The organism is Aeromonas sp. 159 (assembly GCF_963862045.1).
Taxonomy (GTDB): Bacteria; Pseudomonadota; Gammaproteobacteria; order Enterobacterales; family Aeromonadaceae; genus Aeromonas; species Aeromonas veronii.
In genome coordinates this window covers 38,035-50,947 of sequence record NZ_CAWLMI010000004.1, presented here as the reverse complement: position 1 = coordinate 50,947, position 12,913 = coordinate 38,035, and the positions used below count along the sequence as shown (strand labels likewise).

At 57.1% G+C, this 12,913-nt stretch carries 13 protein-coding genes; 5 read left to right on the top strand and 8 right to left on the bottom strand.

Annotated elements, in window-relative coordinates:
- From AACR14_RS00670 to AACR14_RS00650, 5 genes are all read left to right on the top strand, one after another.
- Positions 1 to 214 (top strand): aminomethyltransferase beta-barrel domain-containing protein (locus tag AACR14_RS00670; protein WP_019444754.1); only part of this gene is annotated, 214 nt, incomplete at its 5' end.
- A gap of 23 nt (positions 215 to 237) precedes the next feature.
- Positions 238 to 852, top strand: coding sequence for a high frequency lysogenization protein HflD (gene hflD / locus AACR14_RS00665; RefSeq protein WP_005334622.1), 615 nt, complete (start codon positions 238 to 240; stop codon positions 850 to 852).
- A gap of 129 nt (positions 853 to 981) precedes the next feature.
- Positions 982 to 2,352, top strand: coding sequence for an adenylosuccinate lyase (gene purB, locus AACR14_RS00660; protein ID WP_019444753.1), 1,371 nt, complete (start codon positions 982 to 984; stop codon positions 2,350 to 2,352).
- Between the two features lie 139 nt (positions 2,353 to 2,491).
- Positions 2,492 to 3,622, top strand: coding sequence for a ribosomal protein uL16 3-hydroxylase (locus AACR14_RS00655; protein WP_005334626.1), 1,131 nt, complete (start codon positions 2,492 to 2,494; stop codon positions 3,620 to 3,622).
- A 183-nt stretch (positions 3,623 to 3,805) separates the two neighbouring features.
- A complete protein-coding gene (locus AACR14_RS00650) occupies positions 3,806 to 4,219 on the top strand; it encodes a hypothetical protein (protein ID WP_019444752.1) in 414 nt (137 codons plus the stop codon).
- A 96-nt stretch (positions 4,220 to 4,315) separates the two neighbouring features.
- Here the strand turns inward: AACR14_RS00650 and AACR14_RS00645 are convergent, their stop codons facing one another.
- From AACR14_RS00645 to AACR14_RS00610, 8 genes are all read right to left on the bottom strand, one after another.
- Complete coding sequence (locus tag AACR14_RS00645) at positions 4,316 to 4,855, bottom strand: GNAT family N-acetyltransferase (protein WP_005353625.1); 540 nt, start codon at positions 4,853 to 4,855, stop codon at positions 4,316 to 4,318.
- Positions 4,856 to 4,861: 6 nt separating this feature from the next.
- Positions 4,862 to 6,502 carry a GNAT family N-acetyltransferase gene (locus AACR14_RS00640; RefSeq protein ID WP_019444751.1) on the bottom strand — a complete coding sequence of 547 codons (1,641 nt, stop codon included), beginning with the start codon at positions 6,500 to 6,502 and terminating at the stop codon, positions 4,862 to 4,864.
- Positions 6,502 to 7,116: a glutathione S-transferase family protein gene (locus tag AACR14_RS00635; RefSeq protein ID WP_019444750.1), complete on the bottom strand. Its 615-nt coding sequence runs from the start codon at positions 7,114 to 7,116 to the stop codon at positions 6,502 to 6,504. The genes AACR14_RS00640 and AACR14_RS00635 overlap by 1 nt, the downstream gene beginning before the upstream one ends.
- 36 nt (positions 7,117 to 7,152) lie before the next feature.
- A complete protein-coding gene (pdxH, locus tag AACR14_RS00630) occupies positions 7,153 to 7,791 on the bottom strand; it encodes a pyridoxamine 5'-phosphate oxidase (RefSeq protein WP_019444749.1) in 639 nt (212 codons plus the stop codon).
- A gap of 176 nt (positions 7,792 to 7,967) precedes the next feature.
- Positions 7,968 to 10,097: a reprolysin-like metallopeptidase gene (locus AACR14_RS00625; RefSeq protein ID WP_019444748.1), complete on the bottom strand. Its 2,130-nt coding sequence runs from the start codon at positions 10,095 to 10,097 to the stop codon at positions 7,968 to 7,970.
- 305 nt (positions 10,098 to 10,402) lie between these two features.
- Positions 10,403 to 10,741, bottom strand: coding sequence for a hypothetical protein (locus tag AACR14_RS00620; protein WP_019444747.1), 339 nt, complete (start codon positions 10,739 to 10,741; stop codon positions 10,403 to 10,405).
- The gene (locus AACR14_RS00615) at positions 10,720 to 12,681 is read right to left on the bottom strand and encodes a reprolysin-like metallopeptidase (RefSeq protein WP_019444746.1); all 1,962 of its coding nucleotides are present in this window, start codon (positions 12,679 to 12,681) and stop codon (positions 10,720 to 10,722) included. Before AACR14_RS00615 ends, AACR14_RS00620 begins: the two co-directional genes overlap by 22 nt.
- 45 nt (positions 12,682 to 12,726) lie before the next feature.
- On the bottom strand, positions 12,727 to 12,912 hold the full coding sequence (locus AACR14_RS00610; RefSeq protein ID WP_019444745.1) for a hypothetical protein: 186 nt from the start codon (positions 12,910 to 12,912) through the stop codon (positions 12,727 to 12,729).
- Between the last annotated feature and the right edge of the window lies 1 nt (position 12,913).

Here is a 12,913-nt window from a genome sequence, read left to right as displayed (position 1 = left end):
CCCCATTCGCGAGCCGCGTCGCTGCACCGTCAAGACCCGCTACCGCCAGCAGGATATCCCCTGCCTGATCCAGCCCATCGACGACGAGACCATCCGGGTCATCTTCGACGAGAAACAGGCTGCGGTGACCCCGGGCCAATCCGCCGTCTTCTACGACGGGGAAGTGTGTCTGGGCGGCGGCATCATCGAACAACGTTTCAGCCATCCGGTTTGAATCCTTAACAGAAGGCAGCAGACGTGAGCGATAAATTCCAAGACAGAACAATGGCCTTTGCCGGCATCTGCCAGGCCGCGTATCTGGTGCAGAAGGTGGCCCGAGACGGCAGTTGTGACGAGGCGGCCCTGCGCGAGAGCCTCTCCAGCATTCTGGTGACCAACCCGAGCCAGCCGCTCGAGGTGTTCAACAACACCCATCTGGCCATTCGCGACGGCTACCGTGCGCTGGTCGAGCAGCTGGGTGCCGACGGCAGCCAGAAGAATGCCGAGCTGACCCGCTACGTGGTAAGCCTGATTGCACTGGAGCGCAAGCTGGCCAAGCGCAAGGACATTCTCAATATGCTGGGTGAGCGGATCAGCCAGATTGGCCGCCAGCAACAGCACTTCGATCTGCTCGACGAGCAGATTTTGGCCAACATGGCGAGCATCTACAGCGATCTTATCAGCCCCATCGGGCCGCGCATCCAGGTGGCGGGTACCCCGCTGTTCCTGCAGCAACCGCTGGTGCAGCACAAGGTGCGCGCCCTGCTGCTGGCGGGCATTCGTGCCTGCGTGCTGTGGCGCCAGCTCGGTGGCAGCCGCACCCAGATCATCTTCGCTCGCAAGAAGATGGTGGAGCTGGCCAAACGTTACTAATCATCGGCTCGCGCGCGGGCAAGCGAGGTCAACATCAGGGTGAACAGCCGCACATCCGCCCTGACGACGACTCAACCCCACGCGCGAGTGGATACGGATCCCCCACACAAATCATCAGGAGTTCACCCCATGGAGCTGTCCGCGCTGACTGCTGTTTCCCCGATTGACGGTCGTTATGGCGACAAGGCCGATGCCCTGCGCCCTATCTTCTCCGAATTCGGCCTGCTGCGTTTTCGCGTCGAAGTCGAGGTGCGCTGGTTGCAAAAACTGGCCAGCCACGCCGGGATCCCGGAAGTCCCTGCCCTGAGCGCGGCCGCCAACGCCCTGCTCGACGGCATCGTCAGCAACTTCAACGAGAGTGACGCCGCCCGCATCAAACAGATCGAGCGCACCACCAACCATGATGTGAAAGCGGTGGAGTACTTCCTCAAAGAGAAAGTCGAAGTGAACCCGGAGCTGGCGGCTGTCAGCGAGTTCATCCACTTCGCCTGCACCTCGGAAGACATCAACAACAACTCCCACGGTCTGATGCTGAAAACTGCCCGCGAAGAGGTCATCAAACCTTATTGCGAAAAGCTGATCAGCGAGCTCAAGCGTCTGGCTCACGAGTACCGTGACATGCCGCTGCTCTCCCGCACCCACGGTCAGCCGGCCACCCCGAGCACCATGGGCAAGGAGATGGCCAACGTCGCCTACCGTCTGGAGCGCCAGTTCAAGCAGATCATGGCGGTGGAGATCCTCGGCAAGATCAACGGTGCGGTCGGCAACTACAACGCCCACCTCAGCGCCTACCCGGATGTGGACTGGCACCAGTTCTCCGAGGGGTTTGTTACCTCCCTGGGCCTGACCTGGAACCCCTACACCACCCAGATCGAGCCGCACGACTATATCGCCGAGCTGTTCGACGCCATGGCCCGCTTCAACACCATCCTGATCGACTTCGACCGCGATGTGTGGGGTTACATCTCCCTGGGCCACTTCAAGCAGCGCACCATCGCAGGCGAAATCGGCTCCTCCACCATGCCGCACAAGGTCAACCCCATCGACTTCGAGAACTCCGAAGGCAATCTGGGTCTGGCCAACGCTGTGTTCCAGCATCTGGCGAGCAAGCTGCCTATCTCTCGCTGGCAGCGTGATCTCACCGACTCGACCGTGCTGCGCAATCTGGGTGTGGCGGTGGGCTATTCACTTATCGCCTATCAGGCGACCCTCAAGGGCATCTCCAAGCTGGAAGCCAACGACGCCGCCATGGCCGCTGATCTGGATGCCAACTGGGAAGTGCTGGCCGAGCCGATCCAGACCGTGATGCGCCGCTACGGTATCGAGAAGCCCTACGAGAAGCTCAAGGAGCTGACCCGTGGTCGCCGCGTCGATGCTGAAGGGATGCGCACCTTTATCGACACCCTGGAGCTGCCGGAAGCAGTCAAGGTTGAGCTGAAGAAGCTGACCCCGGCCAACTACATCGGTGACGCCCAGCGTCTGGTTGATCTGCTGAAGTAAGCGGATAAACGACACCACCGGGGCCCTGTGCATGATCTGCAACAGGGCCCCGGTTATTTTCCCTGCCACGGCAGGATCCCGAGTGGCTTTTCCCAAGCCCGCCTTGGGCAAAACCTCTTTGCGAGACACGAGAAACAGCATGTACGAACTCAATCTGGATATCGCTCACTTCCTCGAGCACTACTGGCAGAAGCGCCCGCTCCTTATCAAAGGCGGCTTCACCGACTTTCAGGATCCCATCAGCCCGGATGAGCTGGCCGGTCTGGCCATGGAAGAGGTGGTAGAGTCCCGCCTCGTCACCCGTTTCGACGGCAAGTGGGATGCCGCCCACGGCCCCTTCGAATCCTATGACCATCTGGGCGAAGAGAACTGGACCATTCTGGTACAGGCTTGCAACCACTGGGCTCCCGAGGTGAACGAGCTGGCGGTGCCGTTCCAGTTCATCCCGGGCTGGCGCTTTGACGATGTGATGGTGAGCTTCTCCACCCCCCATGCGGGTGTCGGCCCTCACATCGACAATTACGATGTGTTCATCACCCAGGGTCTGGGCAAACGCCACTGGCGAGTCGGCGATGCCAAGCCGCTCAACGAGTTCGCCGCCCACGCCGCCCTGCTGCACTGCGAGCCGTTCGAGGCGATCATCGACGTCATCATGGAGCCGGGCGACATCCTCTACATTCCGCCCGGATTCCCCCACGAAGGCTACGCCATCGAGCCCTCCATGAACTTCTCGGTGGGCTTCCGCGCGCCGGATGCCAAGGCGCTTATCTCCTCCTTTGCCGATCACCTGATCGACAACGAGGTGCGCACCGAGCGTTACGGCGATGCCGATCTCAAGCCCCGTGCCCGTCACGGCGAGATCCAGCCCCACGAGCTGCACCGTCTGCGCGAGCTGATGCAACAGGCCCTCGATGACGAGACCCTGTTCAAGGAGTGGTTCGGCACCATGATCTCCGAAGCCAAGCACGATCTGGATGTCAATCCGGTCGAGCCGGACTACAGCGCCGAGGAGGTAGCCGACCTGCTGACCCAGGGCGAGCCTGCCATCAAGGTGCCGGGTCTGCGTACCGTCTGGTTCAGCGGCGAGAGCCAGCAGTGCTTCATCGACGGCGAAGCCTGGACTCTGCAGAGCGAAGACGCGGCAGCCATTTCGCTCTTGTGTGACAAAGACATCATCACTCAGGCCGACATGGTGGAGCTGGCCGATCAGGCTGGCTTCCTGCAACTGCTGACCCGTCTGGTCAACCGTGGTTACTGGTTCTTCAACTGATCCGGCGGTAACCGAAGGATAAAAAGGCGCCTTATGGCGCCTTTTTTGTCACTCAGAGGCAGTTCAATTAACAGTCGATGCGCGAAGCTGAACCCACTCTTGATGAGCCGACAAGTGGTGATTTATTGAACTAAGATCGATGGGTATCATGCGTCCGTCCCTATTCACAAGAGAAGCGTCACCATGCAAATCACCTCCCGGCCCATGCCGCTGCCCGATTACGGCAAATACCCCTCCTCTCCGGCTGTCACGCCCGAACAGGTCAATCAGGCCCGTAACGAAGCGCTGATCAAGAAGGATGAAGTGCAGGCACAGAGCGAAGAGAAAGCAACGGCTCGCAGAACCCTGGCGGTCTCTTATACGGCTAACCAGCAAGATAAAGCCGTGGTGGAGCGCTACCTGGAGGCCAGCGGTCAGGAGAGCGACAGCAAGTCGGGCCCGAGCACGGCTGAACTCTATCAGGCGGCCAATCGCAACCAGCGCCAGCAGAATCTGAGCGACTACATGCAATTCCAGCAGAGCCCGCTCGCCCAGCAGATGGGTGACATGGTGGGCGAAGATAATCGCAAGGGTACCCAGCTCGATATCATTGCCTGAGTCAATTTGCTCGAATAATCCCGGCAGGGACTGATATAAACTTAAAAAGCCCTCGCTGAGGGCTTTTTCGTTATAGCTTGTCGCAGCGACGTCTCGCTATAAATGGGACTCTTCTGCCTGCGCGTCCGGCAGCTCGTCGGGGAGTTCATCAAACAGGGGATGATAGAGCACCTCACCCTGCACACCTGCAAAACCGCGCTCCTGCAGCTCCATCGCCATAAAGCAGTCGGCAGGCACCTCATAGATGCAGTGCAGGCCAAACTCGCTGGCCGGGCGGAAACCGAAACGGCTGTAATAGGCCGGATCCCCGAGTACCACCACCCCTTTCCAGTCCATCTCGAGCGCCGTATCAAGCCCTTCACGGATAAGATCCGAGCCAATCCCCTGGCCTTGCCAGTCGGGATGAACCGCGACCGGCGCCAGACCGAGCCAGGGCCCTTCCATGCCGTTAATGGTGATCGGGCTTAGCATCAGGTGCCCCATGAACTCGTACTCTTCCTCTTCGACCATGGTCACCACGGCAGCGCCACATTCGCGCAGGCGGTTGACCAGTTCGGCCTCATCGGAACGACCGAAGGCGGCACTCAGCAGCTCATAGACCGGCAGCATGTCACCGGGGCGCTCGGTTCTCAACATCAGGTATTACTCCTCGTACAGCAGAGCGGGCATTATTCCACACAACGGCTGGTCATTCTGAGTACCTTTGTCCAAAAATGGGAGGGTGCACTCAGGAAAACGAGCGGCAAACTGCTGCTGCAAGGCGGTTAGCTTAGCCGGGGTGACCCTGTTCATCGCCTCACGGTAGGCCAGCCAGAGGGCGGGAGCCTCCCGCGCCAACCGATCAAAGGTCAGTTCGGGCGTTTGATGCCAACAGCCATCCAGCTCATCGACCAGCTCCGGCAGCTCCACCAGCAGCCGTAACTGCTGATAGCGTATCTGCAAAGAGTCACCCTGATCGCGCAGCGCCTGCGCCATCAATTGGTTGAACCAGTGGAGCCGTGATGCGCGCTCCTCGCGGCTGAGCAGGTCGGGCCCCTGCCGCTGCAGCGCGGTTAGTTGCAGCAACCACGCCAGCCCCTGTTCATCCCTGTCTTTCAGCAAGACGCCGCCAAGATGGGACAACTGCTCCGGTTCGGCCTGATCCAGCAGATCGACGGGATAACAGTGCAGCGCCAGCAACCTCTCAAGATGCGGCGGGCAGCGCAGAAAACAGGGCTTCTCCCCCGCGCCCCTCTCATCCACAAAGAGCGAGATGGCCAGCTTGCCGTTGGCACTCTGCCGATCCAACGTTACAGGATCCCACAGGATCACCACGGCGATCCGCTCATCTGCCAGCCAGCAGGAAATTTCCTCGGGCAAGGGATTGGGTAAGGAGGGAGCGCGATCCAGCCGCCAGTAACTCACCTCGCACGGCTGACGACCGCTGATATGACGCTGACCGCGATAGTACATCCCCATTTTTGCCATCACCCGGCCGGAGGCGAGGTTGTCCGGCATATGGCGGGCCGTCAGCGCAGGCAGTTGCAGTTGGTCAAAGGCGAACCCCTTGACCAAACCAGCGGCCCGGGTCGCCAGACCGCGATTTTGCCAGGGCACGCCCACCCACCAGGCGAGCTCGCCATTCCATTGCAGGGAGATCACCCCAAGCAACGCCGCACCTTGCTCCTCTGGCAAGGTGATGGCCCAGCTCCAGCCAAGGCCAAGCGCCGCCTTGCGCCAGCTGAGCGCCAGCCAGTCGCGGGCCCCCTCTGGCGGATAGGGGTGAGGAATATTGAGGGTGTAGCGGGCCAGCGCCTCGTCGCTGCAATAGCGCACTATCTCGCGCTCATCGTCGGCCTGCAGTGGTCGCAATACGACACCTGATAGCGAATGCCCCTCAGCCAGGGTCGGCACCGTCACGCGGCGCGCCAGCAGGCGATTGAGCACGGCGCCCAAATCGGCCTCGGGGGTGAGCGGCAAATCGGCCCCCACAGGGCCAAGGGTGAGCAGTCCCTGCTCCCTGGCGAGGGTCAATAGGGAAGTAGAGGCGCTGATCAGAACCTGGCGGCTGGGATCAACATGAAAATCCGCCAGCAGATCCCCATCGAGCCAAGCAGCCAGCAGGGCCCCCGAGCAGAGCACCCCGTCTGGAGGGCTGCTCGCCCAGGGAGCATCGGTTTGATCGAGGACGGCGGCCACCTCTTTGCCCAGTAGCAGCTGCCAGCGATGACCTTGCTGCTGCCAGTGCGGCAACAGCGCAGCCCACTGCGGTTGCCACAGACTGGCCTCGATCAGCAGTTCCATCAGCTGGCCTGACAGGCCGCTGGCAGCGTCAGGTGCCGGGGATGGGCTTCGATACGGGCGATCCAGCTACGGATAGCGGGCCACCCCTGCAGAGAGAAGATCCCCTCCTCTGCCACATGGGTGTAGGCATAAAGGGCGATATCGGCGATGGTCGGCGCATCACCGCACAGGTAGGGGCTCTGTTTCAGCTGCTGCTCCATTACCGCCAGCGCCTTCTCGCCACCGGCTTTCAGACCGTCGAGCCGCGCCTCCTGCGACTCGGGTCGGCCGAGATAGTGAACGATAAAGCGGGCCACCGCGATGTAGGGCTCATGGCTGTACTGCTCAAAGAACATCCATTTGAGCACCTCGGCCTGCTGGCGCGGATCGGTTGGCCACAAAGACGAGCACTGCGCCAGATAGAAGAGGATGGCATTGGATTCCGCCAGCGTATCGCCCTGGCCAATCTCCAGCACCGGGATCTTGCCGTTGGGGTTCTTGGCCAGAAATGCGGGGGTACGGGTATCCCCCGCCTGAATATTCACCTCAACCCACTCGAGGGGCAGCTCCAGCCAGCGGGCCAGCAGCCACACCTTGTAACAGTTGCCGGAACGCAGATCACCATACAGACGCATACACACTCCTTGTGAAAACAGAATTGAACAGCGCGCTCAGGGTGCCAGACGCTCGATATGCCAGCCATCCCCGTCGCGGGTGTAGTAGAAGCGGTCGTGCAGCCGGTGCTCGCCCCCCTGCCAGAACTCCACCGTCTCGATCACCACCCGGAATCCGCCCCAGAAGCTCGGCAGCGGCACTTCGCCATTGGCAAACTTCTGCTTGAGCTCGAGGAACTTGGCCTCCAGCACGCCGCGGGCCGAGATGCGGGTCGACTGTTTGGAGACCCAGGCAGCGATCTGGCTATCCTTGGGACGACTGTGGAAATACTTCATCACCTCGAAGGTGCTCATCTTCTCCACCCGGCCGGTCACATGCACTTGACGGTCGAGCGTATGCCAGGGGAAGAGCAAACTGATGCGGGGATTGCCTTCCAGCTGCTGCGCCTTGCGACTCCCCATGTTGGTGTAAAAGACCATCCCCTGGGCGTCGTAGTGCTTGAGCAGCACGGTACGCTGCCAGGGCTGACCATCGGCATCGACGGTCGCCACCACCATGGCGGTGGGATCGGTCAGTTTGGCCTCACAGGCCTGCGCCAACCACTTCTCGAAAAGCGCCAGCGGCTCGGCCGGCAGATCGGCCCGGTGCAGACCGCCACGGGTATACTCACGGCGCAGATCAGCAACATCCATCATCTTGATTTTCCTTCAAATAAATAATGGTTCCACGACCATCAAGAGAGTGACGCAGGCATTGTGCGCTCGATAAAGCGACCTTGTAAACCATACAAAAAAAGCGAAGAGGCTAACGCCTCTTCGCTTGGTTCATCAATTTACCAAAGATGGGTAATCTAACCCTTGGGTTATCTGGTTTAGTAGCTCATGATCTCACGACGACGCAGCAGCGCAGCGATACCAAGGCCCAACAGCGCGAACAGACCGGTCGAACCGCCACCACCACCGCCGCCATTGCTTTCAGGCTGGGGAGCCGGTGTATCACTGCTCTTGGTCGCCAGTTTTGGCGTAATGGCATAGAAGATATTGTCGCTACAGGCCAGCTTGAGGCGAACAGCGCTGCCAGCATTGGCCGGAATGGTCACCTCATGGGCGCCATTGTTGTTCACGCCATTAACCAGCGGCTGCCAGCTCTTGCCTTCATCGTTGCTATAACTGATATCGACCCGCTGACAGTTGACAGGATGACGGTCCGTGCCAGCTACTTGCCAATTCACTGTGGTCGGGCTACCAACCAGCATACGCTGGTCAGATGCCGGTTCAATCTTGAAGGTTTGTGCGCCTGTATCGACCACCTCGACCGAGGTCTCACCATAGGCACCACCGCCTTTGCCATCACGGGCGACCAGACGGAAGTTAAGGGTGCGCGGCACATTGACCCAGACATCACCTTTCTCAGCTTCCCCTTTCAACTGGGTAGCCAGCGAAGGAAAGTGACGAACCGGGGAAGTTGTCGGCGCGGCGTAACGATACAGGGGGCCGGTTGCAAGGCGACCGGAACTCAATTGATCGCCACTGGTCGTTGCATCCCCCAGATCGACCTGCTCCCAAGTATAGGTAAGGGTATCGCCGTCAATATCATTACCCTTGCCACTCAGGCTAAATGCCACCCCTTTGGGGATCACATGTTCTGCTGGCACATCGGTAATTTCTGGCGCCTGATTATCACCATTTTGGTTCGGGATCGCAGTGCCACAACGCGAAGAGGGAAAAGCAGCAAGTACCGATGGTACCCCCTCGATTTTTATCGAGCCATTACTCGCTTGCTCTTCTCTGTCGTTGATATGCTTGAGCATCTCCTCAATCGACTTGCTATGAAAATAGGCCTCGCTGTTGAGCTGTACGTTTTGCTCCCCCATCAGCCCCGCATAAGCCATGATGGAGCTACCACTACCTGGCTCCCATGCCATGGAGGACTCTCTCTGCCCCTTATTAGCGTTATAGGTATGGTCGGCACCAAATTGATGGCCAATCTCATGCGCCACAAAGTCAATAAAAAATGCATCTCCAACAGGATTTTTGTTTCCTGTAGCCGCGTTAGACCTATATGACGCATATGAGTCTATCTTATCACACAATGACCCTAGTTGTGCATCCCCCTCATCTTTTTCCGATTGCGTTACTACATGACCAATATCGAAATAGCCAAGGTCATTACTATTCAGCTTCTCTCTCTGAACCACAGCATTTATAGTGCTGATGTTTTTAAATTTTGGATATTTACCGTTCACAAAAGGGTCGTCAACAGGATTTTCGAATATAATCTTGTCATTCCCATCTGCCAATACAAAACGAACGCCCAAGTCCCTTTCATATACCTCGTTTAAACGGTTAGTCAAGGTTGTCAGTGACGCCAATGCTTGGGCTTGGCCACCAAAGAACCTGGTATATGAACCAGTAGTAGAGAATGCAATGCTGTACTGGGTAAGCTCTGGCTTGCTATAGCCAGCCTCGTTACGAGCCGCTTCAGTTTTGTATGCTAACTTTTTTTTCAGCTCGGATTTTTCAATGATCTCCTTGATATTCTTGCCATTCATTGAATGTGCATCTTTTTTGTAATAGACAGCGTAGGTACCATTACGCTGAATATCGACAAATATCTGCTCTCCGGCATGCATAAACATGCCGTTAAAACCACGCGGAGAAATATCAAAACGACCGGTATTACTGGGGGTGCCAACTTCATGTCCTTTATAGGTCATGATATCTGGGTATTTTGCTGCCAGCGCAGGCGGTAATACGGAGTAGGCTTCCAATTCATATTGCACCATCTTGCCATCAGGCAATGGTAGCGTAATCACGGTTTGGCCCAAGCGCAGATTTTCTAAAAAATCCGGTTCTACCTCAAAGATATTGTATGCGCGAGCCCTTACAGGTTCATCGGCCTGCTTGCTGCGTTTTTCGACCATATGCCATGGGGATGCCAGCGCGATATTGGCTGACATTGCGATGACAACTGAGATTGCATTTATTGTGAACTTCATCATTATTAATCATCTGACTGAACAGCCGGCGAGAATAACGTGACGCAAATCACAATTCAACTTTTTCAATAAAAATTAAATGAATTTAATTTCATTTAAAATCATGCGGTTAGTGAGTTATAGTTTATAAATAGCTCATTTTGTTAGCATTTTCAGCAGTTCTTTTTAATAGAGTTAAAACTCCAAAAAAAGTATATGGGGGCTCATATGTGAGTCATCGAATCATTCCCCTGAGGCTATCACTATGTTTGGAATATTAGAGTTATAACTCCAATCATACCGATTTACACGCCGTTGTTGAACAGCCACTACGGCCTTGAAATCGCCTCCGGCATGCACCTTTCCAGCATCTGTCGGTTATATCGGGTGGCATAGTCAATCCGCTGCTCAAACTCCGACTCCTTACCCATCTCAATCACATCACCGAACCCTTTCAGATAACGGACTCCGCACCGGGTTCTCGCTTCTGCTTGCAATGACTCCACAACCCCCGGGGCCATACCGCCTCGTCCGCCACGCACAATGAGCCGATAATCCTGAGCAGCAAGACTTTCATCTATTGCCTCGGTCAGTGATGCGACCACAACAGGCGCTGCGCAGATATATAGAAACAGCAAACTGACGGCTAACCGTAATACCTGCGCCATCCGGCTGCCCCTCCCATCAGGAGGATCACGATAAGATTCACTGCACCACCACCGCCGCCACCCGCATTGTTGTCGGTAATGACAGTTGCACTTTCCGTAGTGGCAGACGCATTACCTCTTATCCCATTGATAGAGAAAAAAATATTATTGCTGCATGCCAGCTTCAGCCTGGCCGTGCTGGTCAACGGTGCAGGCAACACCACACTGGCCGAACCGTTATTGGCAAGCCCGCTTGCCAGCGTAGTCCAAGTAGAACCACTATTCTGTGTCAGTGCCAAATCCACGCCGGGACAATTGATAGGAGGCTGATCGGTCCCGGCAACATTCCATGTCACTAGCTGAGTGCTACCCGCCACCATGGCGCCGATCTGCGGAGCTGTGATGGCAAATGCCGCGCCGGTATTGATCACCTGCACCACCATCTCATCACTGCTGACCGCCCCCTGACCATCGCGCACCGTAAGGCGAAACTGAAGGTTACGATTGGTCGCTGGCCACGCCTCCCCTTTGGCCAGCACACCCGTGATCAGCGAGCTCATGGCAGGCAAGGTTCGGCGGGGATCCGAAGTTGGCGAGACAAAGCGAAACAGCGGGCGGGTTCCATCATCCACCATGGTTGCCACGCTGTAGGATGCATTGCCAAGATCAACCTGCTCCCAGGTGTAACTGAGGGGATGACCATCCAGATCCAGCGCACTGCCGACAAGAGTGAAAGGCGTATTGGCGGGGATCACCCTATCGCCCCCCGCATCCACAACCGGCGCGTTATTGGCAAGCACCAGGTCGGTGCCGCAGGAGGGCAGAGAGGCCATCAGAGCCCGCATCTGCTCGATCGACTTGCTGTGAAAAAAAGGTGTGCTGTTAACCTGCAGATTCTCCTCACCACAGATCCCGGCATAGGCCATGATGGTCGAGCCACTGCCCGGTTCCCAGGCTGAGCTAGCCTTGCGACCCGTGGCACAACTGTCGGCCATGCCATTGAAGGAGTGCTCGGCCCCCAGCTGGTGCCCCAATTCGTGAGCCACATAATCAATAAAGAACGCATCACCGATAGGCTGTGAGCCTCCGGTCATGCCCCGTGAACGGCTGAAAGGGTTGCATAAAGATCTCAGGGTCGCCACTCCGCCGCCTGATGTCGCCAGCAGATGGCCCAGATCAAAAGAAGGCTTGAGCAACACCCCCTGTTGGGTCTGGTTGATGGCGATATCCTGGGTCGAGTTGGTGAAAGGATCCGTCGCAGGATCGGTGAAAATCACATTATCCGTATCAGCTGCAAGCTGAAACTCGGCCCCCACATCACGGCGATAGACTTCATTGACCCGATTAAGCAGTGTTGCAATGGCCGAGAGTGCTGCAACCTTGGTACCACCGTGATACCGGGTATATTCCCCGGTTGCCGAGATGGCGATGGTGTAGCGCTTGCGCAAATTGCCATCGACCAGCACAGCTCGCTCACGCTCGATACCATGAGGATCAATCACCTGATCCACATCCTGTCGCCGCCAGGCATCTTGCTGTTCATAAACGGCATAAGAGAAACCGTCCTGAAGCGGATCGACATAAAAGGTACGCCCCTGATGGGTAAACATACCGTGAAAACCATGTATGGTGACATCAAATCGGCCTGTATCCGCCGCCCGATCGATAGCCTTCCCACTGTAAGTATTGATAGAAGGGTAGCGCTGGGCCAAAGGCTCCGGGAGCAAGATATTGGGATGAACATCAAACTGCACCGTAGTGCCATCCGGCAATGGCAAGGTCAATACACTGGCGAGATGCCCGGGTTCAAAAGGCTTGTCAGGAACCACCACTCTGACCTTTTCAGCTCGCACATCATAGCTCCCTCCCCTTTCCAAGTTTTCATCCATGAAGGTCCACTGTGGTTCTGCTGCAACCTGAACAGACAAACTGGTGATAATCACCGCAATGCCATGCTTCATAGAGCCTCCTTGCCCAACCTTGGTGACAACAAGTATGGTGCAGCGTCAATTGACGATCTGCGTGACAGACAGAAAAGAAAATTCGCACAAAACTTCTGTCACGCTGAAAAATCGTGCTGCACCCGCGCTCCCCATCTCAGGCAATACAGACTGGCCCCATTCAACAACGGAAAAAGTGAAGGCGCCATTGGCGCCTTCACGGATAGATAGGGGGATGAATATCCCCTCCATT

Bases quoted from the DNA above. Each gene is read 5' to 3' on its own strand.
- AACR14_RS00625 (WP_019444748.1), bottom strand. From the start codon at position 10,097: ATGATGAAGTTCACAATAAATGCAATCTCAGTTGTCATCGCAATGTCA.
- AACR14_RS00655 (WP_005334626.1), top strand. From the start codon at position 2,492: ATGTACGAACTCAATCTGGATATCGCTCACTTCCTCGAGCACTACTGG.
- AACR14_RS00635 (WP_019444750.1), bottom strand. From the start codon at position 7,116: ATGCGTCTGTATGGTGATCTGCGTTCCGGCAACTGTTACAAGGTGTGG.
- AACR14_RS00650 (WP_019444752.1), top strand. From the start codon at position 3,806: ATGCAAATCACCTCCCGGCCCATGCCGCTGCCCGATTACGGCAAATAC.
- AACR14_RS00640 (WP_019444751.1), bottom strand. From the start codon at position 6,502: ATGGAACTGCTGATCGAGGCCAGTCTGTGGCAACCGCAGTGGGCTGCG.
- AACR14_RS00610 (WP_019444745.1), bottom strand. From the start codon at position 12,912: ATGGAGGGGATATTCATCCCCCTATCTATCCGTGAAGGCGCCAATGGC.
- AACR14_RS00620 (WP_019444747.1), bottom strand. From the start codon at position 10,741: ATGGCGCAGGTATTACGGTTAGCCGTCAGTTTGCTGTTTCTATATATC.
- purB (WP_019444753.1), top strand. From the start codon at position 982: ATGGAGCTGTCCGCGCTGACTGCTGTTTCCCCGATTGACGGTCGTTAT.
- AACR14_RS00645 (WP_005353625.1), bottom strand. From the start codon at position 4,855: ATGTTGAGAACCGAGCGCCCCGGTGACATGCTGCCGGTCTATGAGCTG.
- pdxH (WP_019444749.1), bottom strand. From the start codon at position 7,791: ATGATGGATGTTGCTGATCTGCGCCGTGAGTATACCCGTGGCGGTCTG.
- AACR14_RS00615 (WP_019444746.1), bottom strand. From the start codon at position 12,681: ATGAAGCATGGCATTGCGGTGATTATCACCAGTTTGTCTGTTCAGGTT.